Source organism: Acinetobacter kookii (genome assembly GCF_900096895.1).
In the GTDB taxonomy this organism is placed as follows: domain Bacteria; phylum Pseudomonadota; class Gammaproteobacteria; order Pseudomonadales; family Moraxellaceae; genus Acinetobacter; species Acinetobacter kookii.
Genome location: NZ_FMYO01000017.1, coordinates 1 through 18,352, shown reverse-complemented (window position 1 = coordinate 18,352; position 18,352 = coordinate 1). Strand labels below are relative to the sequence as shown.

15 protein-coding genes and 4 tRNA genes are annotated in these 18,352 nt (G+C 43.6%); 4 read left to right on the top strand and 15 right to left on the bottom strand.

Annotated elements, in window-relative coordinates:
- Positions 1-839 precede the first annotated feature (839 nt).
- From BLP85_RS14630 to secA, 8 genes are all read right to left on the bottom strand, one after another.
- Positions 840-916, bottom strand: a tRNA-Pro gene (locus BLP85_RS14630).
- A gap of 4 nt (positions 917-920) precedes the next feature.
- Positions 921-996 (bottom strand) — tRNA-His (locus BLP85_RS14625).
- Positions 997-1,035: 39 nt separating this feature from the next.
- Positions 1,036-1,112 (bottom strand) — tRNA-Arg (locus BLP85_RS14620).
- Positions 1,113-1,156: 44 nt separating this feature from the next.
- Positions 1,157-1,233 (bottom strand) — tRNA-Pro (locus BLP85_RS14615).
- Between the two features lie 153 nt (positions 1,234-1,386).
- Positions 1,387-2,454: a quinolinate synthase NadA gene (gene nadA, locus BLP85_RS14610; RefSeq protein ID WP_092821088.1), complete on the bottom strand. Its 1,068-nt coding sequence runs from the start codon at positions 2,452-2,454 to the stop codon at positions 1,387-1,389.
- 153 nt (positions 2,455-2,607) lie between these two features.
- Positions 2,608-3,828: a bifunctional glutamate N-acetyltransferase/amino-acid acetyltransferase ArgJ gene (argJ, locus tag BLP85_RS14605; RefSeq protein ID WP_092821086.1), complete on the bottom strand. Its 1,221-nt coding sequence runs from the start codon at positions 3,826-3,828 to the stop codon at positions 2,608-2,610.
- 157 nt (positions 3,829-3,985) lie between these two features.
- Positions 3,986-4,306 carry a hypothetical protein gene (locus tag BLP85_RS14600; RefSeq protein WP_092821084.1) on the bottom strand — a complete coding sequence of 107 codons (321 nt, stop codon included), beginning with the start codon at positions 4,304-4,306 and terminating at the stop codon, positions 3,986-3,988.
- A gap of 181 nt (positions 4,307-4,487) precedes the next feature.
- Positions 4,488-7,220, bottom strand: coding sequence for a preprotein translocase subunit SecA (secA, locus tag BLP85_RS14595; RefSeq protein WP_092821082.1), 2,733 nt, complete (start codon positions 7,218-7,220; stop codon positions 4,488-4,490).
- Between the two features lie 338 nt (positions 7,221-7,558).
- Between secA and BLP85_RS14590 the strand changes: the two genes are divergently transcribed.
- The 3 genes from BLP85_RS14590 to BLP85_RS14580 all read left to right on the top strand — a co-directional run bounded on the left by BLP85_RS14590 (position 7,559) and on the right by BLP85_RS14580 (position 9,988).
- Positions 7,559-8,200, top strand: coding sequence for a peroxiredoxin (locus tag BLP85_RS14590; protein WP_092821080.1), 642 nt, complete (start codon positions 7,559-7,561; stop codon positions 8,198-8,200).
- A gap of 394 nt (positions 8,201-8,594) precedes the next feature.
- Positions 8,595-9,410: an MBL fold metallo-hydrolase gene (locus BLP85_RS14585; protein ID WP_092821078.1), complete on the top strand. Its 816-nt coding sequence runs from the start codon at positions 8,595-8,597 to the stop codon at positions 9,408-9,410.
- Positions 9,410-9,988 carry a dual specificity protein phosphatase family protein gene (locus BLP85_RS14580; protein ID WP_092821090.1) on the top strand — a complete coding sequence of 193 codons (579 nt, stop codon included), beginning with the start codon at positions 9,410-9,412 and terminating at the stop codon, positions 9,986-9,988. Before BLP85_RS14585 ends, BLP85_RS14580 begins: the two co-directional genes overlap by 1 nt.
- Positions 9,989-10,006: 18 nt before the next feature.
- Here the strand turns inward: BLP85_RS14580 and BLP85_RS14575 are convergent, their stop codons facing one another.
- The 5 genes from BLP85_RS14575 to BLP85_RS14555 all read right to left on the bottom strand — a co-directional run bounded on the left by BLP85_RS14575 (position 10,007) and on the right by BLP85_RS14555 (position 15,467).
- Positions 10,007-11,041, bottom strand: coding sequence for an SPOR domain-containing protein (locus tag BLP85_RS14575; protein ID WP_409449190.1), 1,035 nt, complete (start codon positions 11,039-11,041; stop codon positions 10,007-10,009).
- Positions 11,032-12,315, bottom strand: a complete 1,284-nt coding sequence (gene folC / locus BLP85_RS14570) for a bifunctional tetrahydrofolate synthase/dihydrofolate synthase (RefSeq protein ID WP_092821074.1) — start codon at positions 12,313-12,315, stop codon at positions 11,032-11,034. The genes BLP85_RS14575 and folC overlap by 10 nt, the downstream gene beginning before the upstream one ends.
- Positions 12,312-13,208: an acetyl-CoA carboxylase, carboxyltransferase subunit beta gene (gene accD / locus BLP85_RS14565; protein WP_092821072.1), complete on the bottom strand. Its 897-nt coding sequence runs from the start codon at positions 13,206-13,208 to the stop codon at positions 12,312-12,314. Before accD ends, folC begins: the two co-directional genes overlap by 4 nt.
- On the bottom strand, positions 13,205-14,008 hold the full coding sequence (gene trpA, locus BLP85_RS14560) for a tryptophan synthase subunit alpha (RefSeq protein WP_092821070.1): 804 nt from the start codon (positions 14,006-14,008) through the stop codon (positions 13,205-13,207). Before trpA ends, accD begins: the two co-directional genes overlap by 4 nt.
- 418 nt (positions 14,009-14,426) lie before the next feature.
- Entirely contained in the window at positions 14,427-15,467 is a 1,041-nt protein-coding gene (locus BLP85_RS14555) for an AraC family transcriptional regulator (RefSeq protein WP_092821068.1), read from the bottom strand.
- Between the two features lie 136 nt (positions 15,468-15,603).
- Between BLP85_RS14555 and BLP85_RS14550 the strand changes: the two genes are divergently transcribed.
- Positions 15,604-16,482 (top strand): metal-dependent hydrolase, encoded by an 879-nt coding sequence (locus BLP85_RS14550; protein WP_092821066.1) that lies wholly within the window; start codon positions 15,604-15,606, stop codon positions 16,480-16,482.
- 56 nt (positions 16,483-16,538) lie between these two features.
- Here the strand turns inward: BLP85_RS14550 and BLP85_RS14545 are convergent, their stop codons facing one another.
- Positions 16,539-17,531, bottom strand: a complete 993-nt coding sequence (locus BLP85_RS14545) for a DUF2804 domain-containing protein (RefSeq protein ID WP_092821064.1) — start codon at positions 17,529-17,531, stop codon at positions 16,539-16,541.
- 172 nt (positions 17,532-17,703) lie between these two features.
- Positions 17,704-18,222, bottom strand: a complete 519-nt coding sequence (locus BLP85_RS14540) for a DUF1543 domain-containing protein (RefSeq protein ID WP_092821062.1) — start codon at positions 18,220-18,222, stop codon at positions 17,704-17,706.
- Positions 18,223-18,352: the final 130 nt, after the last annotated feature.

The window sequence follows — 18,352 nt, the reverse complement described above, 5'->3', positions numbered from 1 at the left end:
CGAGTAATTTCTACCATCAATCAATGAAAATAATTTCGATCGATCAACCAGTAAAAATCCACACAAGTTGTTCTTCATAATCTCTTAATGATCTTCTTCCTGGTTCGTCACCAGCAAGCTAGGTCGGCTATATTACACTAGATATTCCCAGTGTCAATCAGTAATTCAAATTATTTTAAACTTTCTTCCTAAAAACCCAACTCAATCAATTTTAACTAAGTTACTGTTTTATCAGAAGTTTTAATCTTCATCACCGCCGATGGATGTGCATTCTACAGCATTTCACCCTCAATGCAACACCCTTTTTTAAATAATTCAGCAAAAACATCTCGAATGTTTATTTATTCTACAAAACAGGGGCTTTTTATTATTTTTAAGTTTAAATTAACAACAATTTCAGTTTCCCCTCACAAACAGGTCAAAATATTATTTATTTCTCCTCATGAATAAATAATTCTATTCTTATCTACTTTTTATGCTTTTAACACTGCCTCTCTTCAATTATAGCCAGTCTTTAAATACAGCTTATCCAGATACATCAATAATCAAAGCAGCAAGTATAGCCAGATTTGAAAATAGCCTTATCTATACCCTTACTCCACACAAGAAGGTATTTTATTTTGGAATGAATTTTTTATTCAACGCCATCATCCAGAGTTAAACAAACTCGCTTCATCACCCCTCAATGGATTTACACCACGAAGATTGAAGATTGAAGATTGAAGATTGAAGATTGAAGATTGAAGATTGAAGATTGAAGATTGAAGATAATTATTAAATTTCAGGCATAAAAAAACCGCATTTAAGCGGATCATTTATTTTTAAGTTGACACTTAAAATGGTCGGAGCAGTAGGATTCGAACCTACGACCCTCTGGTCCCAAACCAGATGCGCTACCAAGCTGCGCCATACTCCGAAATTGGGGTGAATGATGGGATTCGAACCCACGACAACCGGAATCACAATCCGGGGCTCTACCAACTGAGCTACATCCACCGTTACAACATTTTGGTTCTATAATACCAGACTACCAAATGGCGCGCCTGACAGGATTCGAACCTGTGACCATCCGCTTAGAAGGCGGATGCTCTATCCAACTGAGCTACAGGCGCATGACCGATGATATTACTATCATGCGATACTCGCCTTGAAGAATTGGTCGGAGCAGTAGGATTCGAACCTACGACCCTCTGGTCCCAAACCAGATGCGCTACCAAGCTGCGCCATACTCCGATTCATCTCAGCTTTTAGTGTATCGCACATCGTGCGGTACGGGGTGCATTTTAGGCGTGACGCCTAGAGACGTCAACACCTATATTCAAAAAAACTAAAAAAAACGCTTCAACCGCTTATTTATCAAGCATTTTAGGCATTTTTTGATCAAAATTAACGTTTTAAACTCGCACTAAAGCTTAACATACGATCAAGTGGTAATTTAGCGCGTTCTGCAAGAGCAGGATCAACGTGTATTTCTTGATCACCCTTTTGTAAAACCTCTAAAATTCCATCTAATTCGTTCATTGCCATCCACGGACAATGGGCACATGAGCGACAGGTTGCCCCTTCACCTGCAGTCGGTGCTTCGATTAATGTCTTGTTTGGCACAGCTTGTTGCATCTTGTAGAAAATGCCGCGGTCGGTTGCCACAATTAAACGCTCATTTGGAAGCGTTTGTGCGGCTTTAATCAGTTGCGAGGTGCTTCCTACTGCATCTGCAATGTCTACCACTGACTCTGGCGACTCAGGATGAACCAGAACCGCTGCATCCGGATACAATGCTTTCATCTGGGCAATACCGCGGGCACGGAATTCTTCATGCACGATACAGGCACCATCCCATAGCAACATATCTGCACCGGTTTTCTTCTGGATATAACGCCCCAGATGCTGATCCGGTGCCCAGATAATCTTTTCACCCAAGCTATCCAGATGTTCAATAATTTCAACTGCACAGCTTGAGGTCACCACCCAGTCAGCACGTGCTTTAACAGCAGCAGATGTATTTGCATATACAACCACTGTGTGATCGGGATGGGCATCACAGAATGCTGTAAACTCATCGACCGGACACCCCAAGTCCAGCGAACAGGTCGCTTCCAGGGTAGGCATAAGCACGGTTTTTTCAGGAGAAAGAATTTTTGCTGTTTCTCCCATGAATTTCACCCCAGCGACCACCAAGGTTTTGGCAGGATGGTCTCGGCCAAAACGTGCCATTTCTAATGAATCAGAAACACACCCACCCGACAGCTCTGCAATCTCTTGCACTTCAGGATCACAATAGTAATGAGCGACCAGGACAGCATCACGTTTTTTGAGTTCTGCCAGAATTTGCGCAAACTTCTCCTGTTTGACCTCATCACTTAAATGAATATCTTTAGGTTCGCCTAAACGATCTAAATGCGCCTGCACAATCGATTTTGCTTCATTAGCAATTAAATTGGTCGCATCATTCATAACAACGTCTTCTCTATCTTCATGCTTGCCCTAACACAAGCGTACTCAAGTCACTGATGATATGGGGGCAATTTGCTCATTCACCAGCCCTTTGCCGATTGATTGAATGCTAAAAAAGCCTCACAACGGAGGCTTTGTCATTCAATTTGAATTTTACGAACGGTAATCCGCGTTAATCTTGACATAGTCATAAGACAGATCACAGGTATAGACTGTATCTTTTGCCTGTCCTCGTCCCAAATCGACCCGAATGGTCAATTCAGCCTGAGACATCACGCGTGCACCAGCTTCTTCCGTATAGTCCGCTGCCGCACCACCATCTTTACAGATTTGTACATCATCTAACCAAACCTGGATTTTTTCAACGTCTAAATTTTTAACACCGGCATAACCAATTGCGGCAAGAATACGTCCCCAGTTCGGATCTGAGGCGAAAATCGCAGTTTTCACCAGCGGAGAATGAGCAATGCTATACGCTACATCACAACATTCCTGGGTATCTGCTCCACCTTCAACCGCAACGGTAATGAATTTGGTCGCCCCTTCCCCATCACGTACAATCAGTTGAGCCAAGCGCTGCATAACATGGGTTAACACATCCAGAACAATCGCATAACGTGCATCGTCAGTTGATGTAATTTCAGTACCGCCCGCTTGACCTGTCGCCACAAAAATACAGGAGTCATTGGTTGAGGTATCACCATCTACGGTAATACGGTTAAATGAAACATTCACCGTGGTTTTTAACAGTTGCTGTACCAGTTCACGGCTGATGGGTGCATCGGTCGCTACATAGCTGAGCATGGTCGCCATATTTGGACGAATCATGCCGGCACCTTTAGAAATACCGGTCATGGTGTAGGTCACACCATCCATTTCAAACTGTTCTGACGCCCCTTTAGGTAGCGTATCCGTGGTCATGATGCCTGTTGCCGCATCTAGCCAGGCATCTTCTTTTAAAGAGTCTAATGCAGGCTGCAAACCATGCACCAAGCGTTCAATTGGCAACTGCTCGCCAATCACACCAGTTGAAAAAGGTAAAATTTCGCTAGTCGATACACCGGCCAGTTCAGCCAGTTTGGCGCACGTCGCCTGGGCATTTGCCATACCGATTTTGCCAGTACCTGCATTGGCATTACCGGTATTAATGACCAGATAACGCGGATTGCCCGCTTGCAAATGAGCTTTACACACATGTACCGGTGCTGCGCAGAATGCATTTTGGGTAAACACACCGGCAACATTTGAACCTTCAGCAAATTCAAAAATAACGAGGTCACGTCGGTTCTGATAGCGTACATATGCTTCAGCTGAACCAATTTTTACACCTTTAACCACATGCATCTGTGGCATTGTTAAGTCGCCCACCGCCATTTTTAAACTTCCAAATAAGTTCGTCATAAAAAGACAGCTTAGTAGAAATTCAGTAAAAAATCGAGCAGAACACTTTGTTTGATTTATTTTTTATCAGTTTGACATTTTCAGGCATAAAAAAACCAGTCCGCAGACTGGTTCTAGCAATAGATTAGATTTAGTTGGAAGCCAATTGAGTTGATTCCGATAACAGTGCCTGTTTGGCTTTTTCCTGACTTGCAGCAGATAACGCTGGATTTGAAGCGACAATGCGGTTTGCATTTGCTGCATTTGCAGGCGTAATCGCTGCAGTTTTTAACACCACAGGACGTTGCTGCGGATTCGCAAAGGTATAGCGAATTCCTGTACGCGGACTCATTACTGTAGTGTTTTCATCTTTCACAGCATTTGCTGCGGTATTTTTGGATGGCTCATTTGCAAAAGCCAAACCTGGAATAGCTAAAGCTAAAATCATCAATGGTTGTAATACTTTTTTCATTGTCTTTTCCGCGAGTCAATGTTCATCAATATGCACTAAATACCACTTAATTTGGCGCTCTGCAAACATATTCACATCTTGCAAAAATAAACTCTTATTTTGTTGCAATAAAAAACCACTTTATCGATTCAAATCCGGAGGGAAATAAATATATAAAGTGGCTGAATGCTTAAGATAAAAATTAAATTTTACCGTGACATTGCTTGTATTTTAAACCTGAACCACATGGACAAGGTGAATTACGGCTTGCAGGCGGTGCAAATGTTTGCTCTGCCGGATTAAAGCCCGACTCGACTTCTACAGTTTCAGTACCGCTTAAATCACCCACCAACAAATTATCAAATTCTGCATGTGTCAGATTCAACTTCATTGCTTCTGCCTGAGCCTGTTGTTGTGCTTCCATTTCAGCCAGTTCTTCAGCTGTAGGAACATGAACACGCGAAAGATCTGTAATTACATCGGATTTAATGACAGCCAACATGTTTACAAACAGGTTAAAGGCTTCTTTTTTATATTCCTGTTCAGGATTCTTTTGCGCATAACCACGCAAATGAATGCCCTGACGCAAGTAATCCATCGCAGCAAGATGATCTTTCCAGTGACGATCCAAAGCGCTCAACATAAAGTGACGTTCCAGCATGGCTGCTGATTCACTACCCATTTGTTCACGGCGAGTGCGATAGCGTGCGACAATTTCATCAGAAATACGTTCTACCAAAGCTTCTTCGTCTAAACGACGGTCTTCTTCCAGCCATTGATTGACCGGTAAATCAATACCGAGCTCTTCACGCAGTGCATGTTCCAGACCATCGATATCCCATTGGTCATGAATCGATTCAGGTGGAATGTAGTTAGCAATCACACCCTTCACCACTTCATGGTGCATTTCCTCAATGTAATCTTGTAGCGTACTTTCAGCGAGAATTTCATCACGTTGTGAATAGATGATTTTACGCTGTTCGTTATTCACGTCATCGTATTTCAACAGGTTCTTACGAATGTCGAAGTTACGTGCTTCTACCTTACGCTGTGCATTTTCAATCGAACGCGACACCATCTTGTGTTCAATCGCTTCGTCTTCCTGCAAGCCCATCGCACGCATCATGGCAACTACACGATCACCCGCGAAGATACGCATCAGATCATCTTCAAGCGACAGGTAGAAACGTGAAACACCCGGATCCCCCTGACGACCGGCACGACCACGCAGCTGGTTATCGATACGGCGTGATTCATGACGTTCTGAACCGATGATATGCAAGCCGCCAGACGCCAATACCATTTCATGGTTTTGTTCCCATTCAGCTTTTAAGCGTGCTTCATCTTCAGGAGTTGGATTTTCAATTTTGGCAAGTTTGGCTTTCCAGTTACCGCCCAGCAAGATGTCGGTACCACGGCCGGCCATGTTGGTGGCAATGGTCACAGCGCGCGGTGAACCGGCCTGGGCAATAATGTCTGCTTCACGTTCATGCTGTTTTGCATTCAGCACTTCATGCGGGATGCCCGCTTCTTTCAATTTTTCGGAAAGAATTTCAGACGCTTCAATGGTTGCCGTACCAATCAGGATCGGTGCCACACCATCTTCATGCACGCGCTGAATTTCTTGAATAATGGCGTTGTATTTACCATTGCGGTTTAAATAAATAAGATCGTTTTGATCTTTACGGATCATTGGTCGATGGGTTGGAATCAGTACCACATCCAGACCATAAATTTCTTTCATTTCCGCAGCTTCGGTATCGGCTGTACCGGTCATACCAGAAAGCTTTTTGTAAAGACGGAAATAGTTCTGGAAAGTGGTGGTTGCCAAAGTCTGGTTTTCAGGCTGAATTTCCAGACCTTCTTTGGCTTCAACCGCTTGGTGTAAACCTTCTGACCAGCGACGACCCGGCATGGTACGCCCGGTGTTTTCATCGACAATGATGACTTCGCCATCATGAATGATGTAGTGCACATTACGTTGATACAGGTAGTGCGCACGAATTGCGGCAGAAACATGATGAACCAGGTTCAGGTTAGATGGTGAATACAGACTCTCGCCTTCAGCAAGCAACCCCATCTGAATCAACTGGTCTTCTACAGCTTCATAACCCACTTCAGTCATTTCAACCTGACGCTGCTTTTCATCAATCCAGAAATGACCGCCATCCGGCACTTTTTCTTCTTTTTGCGCATGAAGTTTTGGCGGAATGCTGTTGATGGCCGCATATAGCTGAGATGAGTCATCACTTTGACCGGAAATGATCAACGGTGTACGCGCCTCATCAATCAGGATCGAATCGACCTCATCGATAATGGCATAGATTAAGCCACGCTGTTTTTTCTCTGCCAGAGAGAACACCATGTTGTCACGCAGGTAGTCGAAACCGAATTCGTTATTGGTACCGTAAGTAATATCGGCACGATAGGCTTCTGCTTTCTCTGTTGGGTCCTGCATGGAATAAATGACACCAATGCTCAAACCCAGAAATTCGAATAAGGGACGGTTTAACTCGGCATCACGCTGTGCCAGATAATCGTTCACAGTGATGACATGCACACCCTGCCCGCTAATGGCATTCAGATAACACGCCAAGGTTCCCATCAGGGTTTTACCTTCACCGGTACGCATTTCCGCAATTTTACCTTCGTGAAGCGTAATACCACCAATCAGCTGGACATCGTAATGACGCATTCCCATGATTCGTTTTGCCGCCTCACGGCAAACCGCAAATGCTTCAGGCAATAATTTATCCAGGCTTTCGCCCTTGTTATATCGTTGTTTGAATTCTTCAGTTTTTGCAGATAAGTCTGCATCGCTTAGTGCAGATATCGTCGGCTCGAGCGCATTAATCCTGTCTACGATTTTACGCATGCGTTTGAGTTCGCGCTCATTTTTGGTACCGAAGATTCCTCCGATCAGACTTGCCAACATGAATAGACTCTCTAAATCTTGCTTGTCGAATGAATAAATTTTTTCTCAGTCGTTATTATGGTGCTAGAAATTTGAAGTACAAGGGCTTTGCACAAAACCAGTAAAAAAATTCTGATCACTCGTTCTAGCACGAGACAGCTAAGGTCAAACAATGTAACAAATTTTAAACAGCCAATATAGCCATAAACCTAACCGTTCATATTGTTTTTACAAATCAAGCCACTTTTTATATTCCATATTCTCATAAAGAAATACAAAAACACTATTTTCATTGCATAAAAAAATGCGCCATATTAAGTCCCATCCAAGTTTATAACAAATAATTTGAGGTAATAAAAATGGCATTACATTTAGGCGATACAGCACCGAATTTTGTGCAAGACTCAAGCGAAGGCCCAATTAATTTTTACGACTTTTTGGGTGACAGCTGGGGAATTCTATTTTCCCATCCTGCTGACTACACGCCGGTATGTACCACTGAGCTCGGCTATACCGCAAAACTGAAAGATGAATTTGCAAAGCGCGGTGTTAAAGCCATTGCCCTGTCGGTCGATGATGTTGAATCACATAAGGGCTGGATTAAGGACATTAACGAAACCCAGAACACCTCTGTGAACTTTCCAATCATTGCAGATCAAGACCGTAAAGTCTCAACGCTTTATGACTTTATTCACCCGAATGCCAGTGAAACCTTGACGGTTCGTTCTTTGGTGATTATTGATCCGAACAAAAAAGTACGTTTGATTATTACCTATCCTGCTTCGACTGGCCGTAACTTCCATGAAGTTTTGCGTGTGGTTGATTCGCTACAACTGACTGACAACCATAAGGTAGCTACACCGGCCAACTGGCAGCAAGGTGAAGATGTGGTGATTGTACCTTCTCTTAAAGATGAAGACGAAATCAAGCAACGTTTCCCGAAAGGCTATAAAGCTGTAACACCATACTTACGCCTTACGCCACAGCCTGAGCAAAATTAAAAGGATTCCTTTTTAATTTTGCGCAAGACAAGCGCAGCGCGTAGTTTTGGACAAGCAGAGCACTGCTCTGCCCTGAGGAATATATTCCATAAGAAGACGAGAAGCTATGCTTCGAGTTAAAATTAAAGTGCTGTCTTATTTTGTCGCAAGACAAGCGAAGTGCGTAGTTCACTCAGAAAATACTGCTCTACCCTTGCGTGCATTAAGGTGAGAAGCTCTGCCGCAAGTATGCAGCAAATACAGGATTAAAATGACGAGCCAAATCCTGATTTTGCTCAAGCCTGTCTGATGACAGGCTTTTTTATTCAGCTCAGAAATTGAATTACAAAATCAGGTTGGTGTTTGTTTCACAGCCAGTTTATAACTAAGCCTAATCATCTTAAGAATAAATATTGTGATCTATAACATTCATCATTTGCACTGTGGCACGATGTGTCCTGTGTGCGGCCCGCTATTTGGGCAAAAAGGTTTACGTGCCAAAGTGGTTTGTCATTGCCTGCTGCTGGAAACCGATCAAGGCTTGGTATTGGTGGATACCGGTTTAGGCGTACAAGATTATCTGCATACCAAAGCCCGCTTAGGCAATCTGGTTTCACGGCTAGGTCGCATCGAAAATAACTTAGAACTCACGGCGCTTGCCCAGATTCAGAACCTGGGCTTTAGCCCCAAAGATGTAAAACATATTCTGATCTCACATCTTGACTTTGATCATGCCGGCGGTATTTCCGATTTTCCGCACGCTACCGTGCATATTCTTTCCAGCGAATATAATGCTACTCAAAACTTTTTTTCCTTAAAAAATAAAGCCCGTTATAAAACCCAGCAATTCAAACAGCACCGATACTGGAACTTTATAGAACCTGATCAAGGCGAAGCCTGGTTTAACCTGCATCAAGTACAGGGATTTCACATATTCCAGGATGAAATTTTAATGATTCCCCTGCTGGGTCATAGCCAGGGTCATTGCGGGGTTGCCATTAAGCAGAATGATGGCTGGCTGTTTTTCTGTGGTGATGCCTATTACTCCCACTTGCAACTCAACCCTACAAACAGGCTAAGAACACTGGATAAACTGGAGCGTTTTTTTGCCGAAGACAATCAGAGGCGTATAGACAACTTGCACAAAATCCAGCAACTGGCACAACATGAAAAAAATATCGAGATTATCTGTGCACATGACCCTATTGAACTGGCGCGTTATCTAACATGATGAAAAGAACCATTCTTGCCATTTTACTCTGTAGCTCAAGTTTGACGGGATGCATGACCACAGCTGCATTTTCACCTGAACAGCGCCCTGCACACTGGGGAACATTAATTAATCAAACAGATAATTTTTATCAAATTAGCGAGCATGTGTTTCGTAGTGAGCAACCCAATGCCGAACTGATTCCGCAATTGAAGGCACATGATATTGATGTGGTGATTAATCTAAGGTCAAGAAATAAAGATCTGACTGTGCTGCCATCCAAAGATTTTAAATTGGTTCATATCCCCATCCACACCTGGGCAATGTCGCGTGAAGATTTATTAGAGGTCATGCGGCAGATTCAGCAAGCCAAAGCCTTAAATCAAAAAGTACTTATCCATTGTTATCACGGCTCAGACCGTACCGGTGCAAGTATAGCCATGTACCGGATTATTTTTGAAAACTGGTCCATTTCGGATGCACTCAGTGAAATGAAACATGGCGGCTACGGCTTTCACCCCGTCTGGATTCATATTGAAAAAATATTCAGTCCTGAAAATGTAAAATGGATTCAACAGCAACTGTTGAATCCATCTTAGTTTAGTTTCAAGCGAGGATTAGCGCTTATCGAGCGGAACCCAGTCAATCACCCATGCCGACTTCATTCCCAGGCTCTCATCGGCAGTAATTTTTTTACGGGTAGCGTCGGCAATATCACGATCTTTAGCCGGCCCCACCATAATGCGAACCCCTTTGGATGTTGGGCTCTTGGTCACTTTATAACCTTTGGCACGCAACTTGGAGGCCAGTGCATCTGCATTGGCTTCATTGGCAGCCAAGGCCACTTGAACCATCCACTGCTTATCGCCATTTTCCAGCAAATCACGGGCTTTTTCAGCTTCTGCTTTTTTCTTGGCTTCAGCTTTTTTCTTGGCCTCTAATTCACGCTCGGCTTGTTCTTTTTTCTTGGCTTCCAGCGCCTTTTTGGCAGCCAACTGTTTTTCAGCTTCTGCTTTACGTTTTAATTCCGTCTCATGCTTTGCCTTTTCTTCAGCGGCTTTTTTCTCGGTTGCTTGCTTCGCAGCTAACTGCTTTTCGGCTTCCACTTGGGCCTTACGTTTTTCTTCAGCTATTTTTTTATCAGCATCAGTTCGTTGTTGTTGAGCTGTCTGCTGCTGTAACTTTTTTTCAGCGAGCAACTTTTCATCAGCCAGACGCTTTTGTTTGGCTTTTTCATCTTCTACCAGTTCAGGCGGAATATTATCCGAACTCTGCTGTGCTCCACTGCGAAGCGCATTTAAAGCGGCATATTCTTCGGCTGCCTTACGTGCCGCTTCTGCCTCAGCCTGTTGCTGCATCGCCAAAAACTCGGCTGCACGTGCTTCCTGTTCTGCAACCGCTTTTTCACGTGCCCGGCGTTGTTCTTCAAGTAAACGTTTTTCTGTTTCCACATCAACCGTTAAAGGCTGCAACTGAACCATTCCCCCATCTGCTACCGGCTTTTTTTGCTCAACCTGGGCGGCCAAGTCAGATGTTCTGAGTTCATTCTGGTATATTTCTTCTTTACCCTTTAGAAGCAATGCTGCCAATAAAACACCACCACCTAATAAAACAACGCCTCCCATCCAGCGTTGTTTGCTATTCATTGACATTCTTCCAAATACTCCCATACCGCTTCTAAGGTATGAAATGAACCACATACCAAGATCAACTGATTATTTTTTGTTTCATTTAGCGCTGATTTAAAAGCCAATTGAACACTATTGAAGTGTTGTACTGTTTCGCCCTGTAACGCCTCCTCAAGCTGCTCGATCGTGGCTGCTCGCGGAACGGCTAAGGGTGCAATTTTCCATGTTAAAACAGTATCTTTCAACAAATCTACGACAGATTTGATGTCTTTATCCGCCAACATGGAAAAAACACTGATCACTTCTGTGTACTGTTTATTGTATTCTAAAAATTTTCGCAACTGATTTAACAAAAATTCTACGCCATGCGGATTATGTCCGGCATCAAAAATAACCGTTTTATCTTGAATTTGGCGTATTTCAAAGCGGCCTGGCAATTGTGCCTTTTGAATGCCGTGTGCAATGGCATCCTGAGTCACGTTTAAGCCACTGACCAGAATCGCGGCAACGGCGGTGGAAATATTTTCCAGTGCCAGAGCACCGAGGGGAAGTTTTAACGTACTGCCCGATGAGGCAAACATCCAGGCTTGACCATCATCGGCATATTGATAAAAATAATCACGATTGACGGCAAACAGTTGTGCCTGACATTCATCGGTTTTGTTTTGTATGGCTTGAGGAAGCTCTTGCGAACCACCAAAAATCACGGGAATATTCGGACGGATAATCCCGGCTTTCTCGAACGCAATCTTTTCAATGCTATCGCCCAGCCAGTCGGTGTGATCCAGACCGATATTGGTAATCACGGCGACATCCGGATCAATCACATTGACCACATCCAGACGGCCACCCAGCCCGACTTCAAGCACCCAGACATCACATTGCTTGACTTTAAAAATCACAAAAGCCGCCAGTGTGGTAGCTTCAAAGAAAGACAGGGTTAAATCACAGTCACGACGTGCCTGATCCACTTGCACAAAGGCATCTACCAGGGTTTGATCATCCACTTCAATCCCGGCCAGTTTCACCCGTTCATTAAAACGGTAAATATGCGGTGATTGATACAGTCCTACCCGATAGCCTTGCGCATTTAAAATGGCAGCCAGAGTAGTGGTGGTTGAACCTTTACCGTTGGTTCCCGCTACAGTCAGCACTTTGGCCTGCGGACGTGTCACACCGAGCTTTTCAGCCACAGGAATAACCCGTTCCAGACCTAAATCAATACCCGTAACGTGAACATGGCTCCAATAATCGAGCCATGTGTTTAAAGAGTCTGTTGCAAGTGGTGCTGTGTTCAAGACAAATTCATCAGTTTCGCGATAATACGATATACAGTATCACGTAATGCGTGACGATGAACAATTTGATCGACTACACCATGATCAAGCAAATATTCTGCGCGTTGGAACGGTTCTTCCAGTTTTTCACGTACAGTTTGCTCAATAACGCGTTTACCCGCAAAGCCGATCATGGCTTTAGGCTCTGCAATGTGTACATCACCGAGCATTGCCAATGATGCAGTTACGCCACCATAAACCGGATGGGTCAACACCACTAAATATGGCAGGCCAGCATCTTTCATTTTTTGAATTGCCGCTGAAGTACGTGCCATTTGCATCAATGACAACATGCCTTCCTGCATGCGTGCACCACCTGATGCAGCAAAACAGATTAAAGGTTGTTTCTCTTTAATGGCACGCTCAGCAGCTTGCACAAAACGGTCACCTACCACTGTACCCATTGAACCGCCCATAAAGTCGAATTCAAATGCACACGCGATAACAGGAATGTCTTTCAGCACACCTTGCATTACCACCAAGGCTTCAGTTTCGCCGGTTTTCTTTTGCGCTTCAGACATACGGTCCGGATAGGCTTTGCTATCGATGAATTTCAGCGGATCTTTAGCAACAAATTCCTGACCCAGTTCATTTTGAACCTGATCGAAGAACCAGTTTAAGCGATCGCGTGCTTTCATACGCAAATGCTCATCGCATTGTGGACAAACATAGGCATTAAATGTCATCGCGGTACGTGTAACCAGCGCATGACATTCAGGACACTCAACCGTAGGCTCGGTAAATGTTGCTTTGAGTGCAGCTTGCTCATCGGGCACTTGAATACCCGGAACATGACGTTCGGTCCACGGCTTCGCTGGGCTAAGAATTTTGCCTGATTTCACTTCTTGATTCATACTAACTCATCGAGCGCAGCTCGAAGCTCCTTGACTTTATTGACCGTTTCGACAACGGCTTGTTCTGGCGCTAAGTTCGCAAACTGTTTTACAAATGCACTACCAACAATCACAGCATCAGCTGCTACACCCATGGCTTTTGCCGAGGCAGCATCGCTGATCCCAAAACCGACACCCACAGGAACGTCAGTCACAGTTTTAATTTTCTGGATACGGACTGCCGCTTCAGCAACATCTAAGGTTGCAGCACCGGTTACCCCTTTCAAGGATACATAGTAGATAAAGCCACTGGCCTGATTCGCCACATGCTGAATACGTTCATCAGTCGATGTCGGTGCCAGCAAGAAAATTTGATCCATGTCGAATTTCTTCAACACGTCATCAAAATCTTTGGCTTCTTCAGGCGGCAAGTCCACCAGAAGCACACCATCGACACCGCATTCATTGGCGATTGACACAAACTTTTCATAACCGATCACTTCTACAGGGTTAAGATAACCCATCAAAACCACCGGTGTTTCTGTATCTTTCTGGCGGAACTCTTTCACCATGTTCAAAGCATCCAGGGTATTGGTTCCGCCTGCCAATGCACGTTCCGCTGCAAGGGCAATGACCGGGCCATCCGCCATAGGGTCTGAAAATGGTAGACCAAGTTCAATCACATCTACCCCAGCCTCAACCATTTGATGTAACAATGGAACGGTTACTTGTGGATGAGGGTCACCTGCCATTACATAAGAAACAAGCGCTTTACGCTGCTGAGATTTAAGCTGTCCAAAACGAGTGGCTAAACGTGACATAGGGTTGTACTTTCCTTGAATTATTAAAAAACTGAGGAGTTGGCTTTGTAGAAATACAAGACAACGCATTGTAACGCTATTTTTTACTCATTGAATAGAGCCTGAGCATTTCGCGCTACTTTCGACTCAGCATCTCATTTTTTCAGAACAATCCGAGAGCACCATTTACTGATATTTACGATTTTTTCTCAATGATCAAAGATGCCTAATTTTGCCTTGTAAAAAATATCCCTCACGCGGATAAATTTATTTTTATTGGTAAAAAAATTATAAAAATAATTAAGTTAGCTTTTATTGTTAAAGTTTGGCGCAATAGCAAAACCTGTACTCCACTACTTTTATATAACGCCCCAAGGTCTAGCTGAAGGAGTGCTTACCCACTTGCATTCATGAACCAAGCGACCTGAATAAGGCATTTTTATCGTTCTGACTGGGTTTGTAGTTGCTGTTTTCTCTGTAATAGGGTTTGACCACTATAGGCTTTATACGCACGTGCCAACGCCGACTGATCTGAATAGCCCAGACACATGGCAATTTCCGTAAAACTCATGGTTTGTAGCAGTAACTGTTCACAGCGTTTCATTCGCTCAGTTTCAAGCAGTTTTTTAAAGGAAGTCTCTTGTTCATAAAGTTGACGCTGCAAGGTCCGTACAGACACATGCAATTCATCCGCAAGCCATTCTATTTTAGGGGTCTGTTCATTAACTCGCAAATATTCAGCCAGTTTTTGCTGAATATGCAACAATAGATTTTCATAATGAGGTTTGGCAGCAATGGCATCTTCTGCCTGCCTGATTAAAAGCTGCATTAAAGAGGGATCCGCCAGCTCGGACTTTAGCCATAAGTTTTCCGCACTGATCTCAAAAGAATAGTTCGACTGTTTAAATGCCACTTTACAATCAAAGAACTTTTGATAATGATCACCTGCCATTCGTGGACTATGGGCAAAATTGACCTGCAATAACTCAATTTTTTCGGCCGGAAAAATCTGCCGGGCCAAATGCACCATACAGGCCATGGTCATTTCATTGAGCAAGGCATATTTCAAATCATGCAAAGGCCAGCTTAAACTGATCTTTTTGTTCCGTTGATGCATCTGTATCGGGCTAACATCCGCTCCGTCAATCACCAGACGGCTAAAGCGGATCACATATTGCAACGCCTCTGCTACACTGTTACTTCGAGTCGCCATATAGCCCAGTACACCAAAGTGTTCAGGGCGGATCAGGCGGGCCATTTCAAATACCAACTGCGGACAATTCATCTGTTTTTGAGTCAGCTGCATGACTTCTGCAAAAAATGAATAGGTCGATTGCGAATCAATAGGCAAAGATAAAACATAACGCAGGTGTGCTTGGTGCTGCGCTAGACAGGCCAAGCTAAAGAGGTCCATTCCCTGCTGCTGAAAATACATTTGAAGCAACTGAAAATAGCCATTTGGAATTTGCAATTCTTGCACGATGTATCCTGATTATTTTTGACATTTTATATTTTCACTTTGGCGTAAAATGTATAAAAAATGGCAACTACTGTCAAAACAAAACAGAAAAATCCCGACATACTGCAATCATCCCAGGCAATTGAAGTAAAACAACATGAATGCGATTGTCCAAGCACAGGTTATTCCAGTCGTACGTAGCAATCTGGATTTCAAGCTGAATGAAGTGCCGCGCTTCTGGTTCGGAGGCGATCCGTTTATTACCCGGATGTTCGATGCACTTAGCCTGACTTTCCCGGATGGCGAACGTTATTTTATCCAGTCAGTCCGTCTGTTTCGGGACCAGATTACCGATCCGGATTTAAAGCAGCGTGTGGCAGATTTTATCCGCCAGGAAGCACAGCACGGCATTGCGCATGACAAAATGAATCAGGTCATGAAAGAACAAGGCATGCCGGTCGATCAGTTTATTCAGCGTTTGAATAAAATTTTTAAATTCGAGCTGGAAAAACGTTCTCCGCAATACAATATTGCCATGACAGCTGCCGCTGAGCACTTGACGGCCTTAATGGCAGAAACCTTTTACGGCAGTAAAGAAACGTTAAGAGACGCTCATCCCTTTGTGCGAGCACTGTTTGCATGGCATGCGATTGAAGAAATGGAACATCGGGATGTTGCTTTTGACGTGATGAAACAGGTGGGCAATGTACCTGAAAGTACCCGTAAATTTGTTCTGGCATGGACCACCGCCTTAATGTTCGGCTTTACCATTTACCGTGCCAATGTCATGTTAAAGCATGACGGATTTAGCCCATTGCAACGTCTGCAAATGAATATTCGCGGACTCCCGTGGTTCTTTGGTAGAAAAGGTAAGCTCACCAAAATGAGCAAGCAATATCGCGACTGGTTTAAAAAAGACTTTCATCCAAACCAGCATCCGGTGATTGCCCAATACGAGGTCTGGGTCAAAACCTTAGAAGAAACCGGCGACCCTATACAAGCGGGCGAAGCGTTTTGGCAAGCGGCAAAAGAATAAAAAAAGCCTGCATATTTCGCAGGCTTTTTTATTTTTATAGATTAACCATTTGGCGCTTACCACTTGGCATAGTGCTGTTCGAGCAAACCATATTCATTGATCAAGACAATTTCCTGATCATCCTGTTGAATGGTCCCGCTAATTTTGGCTTGCCATTGGCTGAACTGACTGCCCACCAGTCTTAAATTCAGATTTTCATAGCGTCGCCAGCCCGTTTTGACATCCAGATTTAACTTTTCATCCAGCGAGCGAATGGTCCAGTGTCCCTCATCCAGATGCTGGAACAAAACATCACTGACAGGATACAGCACCCCATTCACCCATAAACAGTTTTCATTGCCAAAGCTTTCATTGACTCCTGAAGCCAGGTTCAAGCCAATCCGGTTATTTTGTGCATCCCAAAAATTGCACGACAACCAGAACCATGCCGTTTCCGGACGCAGAAAACCGCAGGTATCATCCAGCGATGCAAACGTTCTTTCATTAAACTGTATGGTTTCACCCTGCTTATTGATAAAAAAGCCTTCACACGCCAAAGTGGTCAGCTTCTGGGTATAAGTCCAGCCATTGATCCCCGTCGGGCTGCACATGCTGAGCGGGTTTGTACCCGCACAGAAAATTCGCGCACTAAGCCTGATTTCACCATATTTAGTCACATGGATATAACGCACGCCATTGGCATGCTGGATATCAATTTGAAAAGGTGACTTGGAAAAAAAACTCTGGTTATAAAGCGGCTGTTCATCTACCACGGTATTGCGTGATAACAGGTTAATAGCATTCCATTCTAAAACCTCATGGTTTTGATGATTATAAATATAGAAAAAGGCATGCCCAGCCCATGCAATATCGGCAATCGCCAGACCAATCGTATAATGGCCATGCTGAATGCAGCAAAATTTAAACTTTTTATATTTTAATCGCTTGCGCCAACCGGTTAAGACATCGCCATAAGGTGTCTTGTACTGGTATTGATTCAAATCGATGGTTTTAGGGAGGACGCTAAAACGTCCATAATGCGGTTGTCCATTTGATTGAATCAAATCCATTTATCAAATTCCATCTAGCCAAGAGATAACAATTCCTTAGCGTTATTATGCCTATATAAGCGGAACTTGAAAGTGTCAAAAAGCAATTTTCATCGAAAAAATACAAAAATTTATAATATTTCACCTGGTCTAATATTTGATAAATATAATTTATTAATCAAATAGATATAAATTATCCCTCATCCAGCATTAAATAGGTGTTTTCCCAGCGGTTGGTTGCAAAATCACCCTCGACCAGCTGTACATAACGTCCATGAATATGGTCAATCACAATACAGTCATCCACATCTAATATTCGGTCGGTATGCTGTTTCTGCCAATGCTTGGCAAAATAAGCCTTAGCGTATTGTTTTGCCCCCTTGGCATTTTGCGCCACGACCAGAACATAACGATGCAGCTCCCCAAATTCTTGAGGGTCGTAGCCTCCCAAATTCACTAAAAACAGATGTTGTGAAGATGAATTCGGCGCTGCATCACTAAACTGGATTTGATATTGTTTGCCTTCAAATTCAATCCCGTTAATTTGTGCCCAGGCATCAATATGCAGCCCTTTTTGCTCGCCAAACCATGCCTGTTTTAATTGAGGATAAACATCTTCAAGAGAATCACCGACAGCTAGCACCACATCATGCACTTCGGTATTGGCACGTGCATGACGACCACCAAGCATGACAATAAAAAGACTGGGCATGATTCTCTCCTTAATTTCAATCCTCCCCTAACCCCCTCTGCTGTCCCATAATTTAATTTAAGTAAACTTTGGATTGACGAATGTGGCAGGGATGCCACATGTTATCCACCATAACATGGATGTTATGTGT

What these genes read in the sequence shown, in the direction of transcription:
- nadA (WP_092821088.1), bottom strand. Translation starts at nt 2,454, where the DNA reads ATGAATGATGCGACCAATTTAATTGCTAATGAAGCAAAATCGATTGTG.
- argJ (WP_092821086.1), bottom strand. Translation starts at nt 3,828, where the DNA reads ATGGCGGTGGGCGACTTAACAATGCCACAGATGCATGTGGTTAAAGGT.
- BLP85_RS14600 (WP_092821084.1), bottom strand. Translation starts at nt 4,306, where the DNA reads ATGAAAAAAGTATTACAACCATTGATGATTTTAGCTTTAGCTATTCCA.
- secA (WP_092821082.1), bottom strand. Translation starts at nt 7,220, where the DNA reads ATGTTGGCAAGTCTGATCGGAGGAATCTTCGGTACCAAAAATGAGCGC.
- BLP85_RS14590 (WP_092821080.1), top strand. Translation starts at nt 7,559, where the DNA reads ATGGCATTACATTTAGGCGATACAGCACCGAATTTTGTGCAAGACTCA.
- BLP85_RS14580 (WP_092821090.1), top strand. Translation starts at nt 9,410, where the DNA reads ATGAAAAGAACCATTCTTGCCATTTTACTCTGTAGCTCAAGTTTGACG.
- BLP85_RS14575 (WP_409449190.1), bottom strand. Translation starts at nt 11,041, where the DNA reads ATGTCAATGAATAGCAAACAACGCTGGATGGGAGGCGTTGTTTTATTA.
- accD (WP_092821072.1), bottom strand. Translation starts at nt 13,208, where the DNA reads ATGAATCAAGAAGTGAAATCAGGCAAAATTCTTAGCCCAGCGAAGCCG.
- trpA (WP_092821070.1), bottom strand. Translation starts at nt 14,008, where the DNA reads ATGTCACGTTTAGCCACTCGTTTTGGACAGCTTAAATCTCAGCAGCGT.
- BLP85_RS14550 (WP_092821066.1), top strand. Translation starts at nt 15,604, where the DNA reads ATGAATGCGATTGTCCAAGCACAGGTTATTCCAGTCGTACGTAGCAAT.
- BLP85_RS14545 (WP_092821064.1), bottom strand. Translation starts at nt 17,531, where the DNA reads ATGGATTTGATTCAATCAAATGGACAACCGCATTATGGACGTTTTAGC.
- BLP85_RS14540 (WP_092821062.1), bottom strand. Translation starts at nt 18,222, where the DNA reads ATGCCCAGTCTTTTTATTGTCATGCTTGGTGGTCGTCATGCACGTGCC.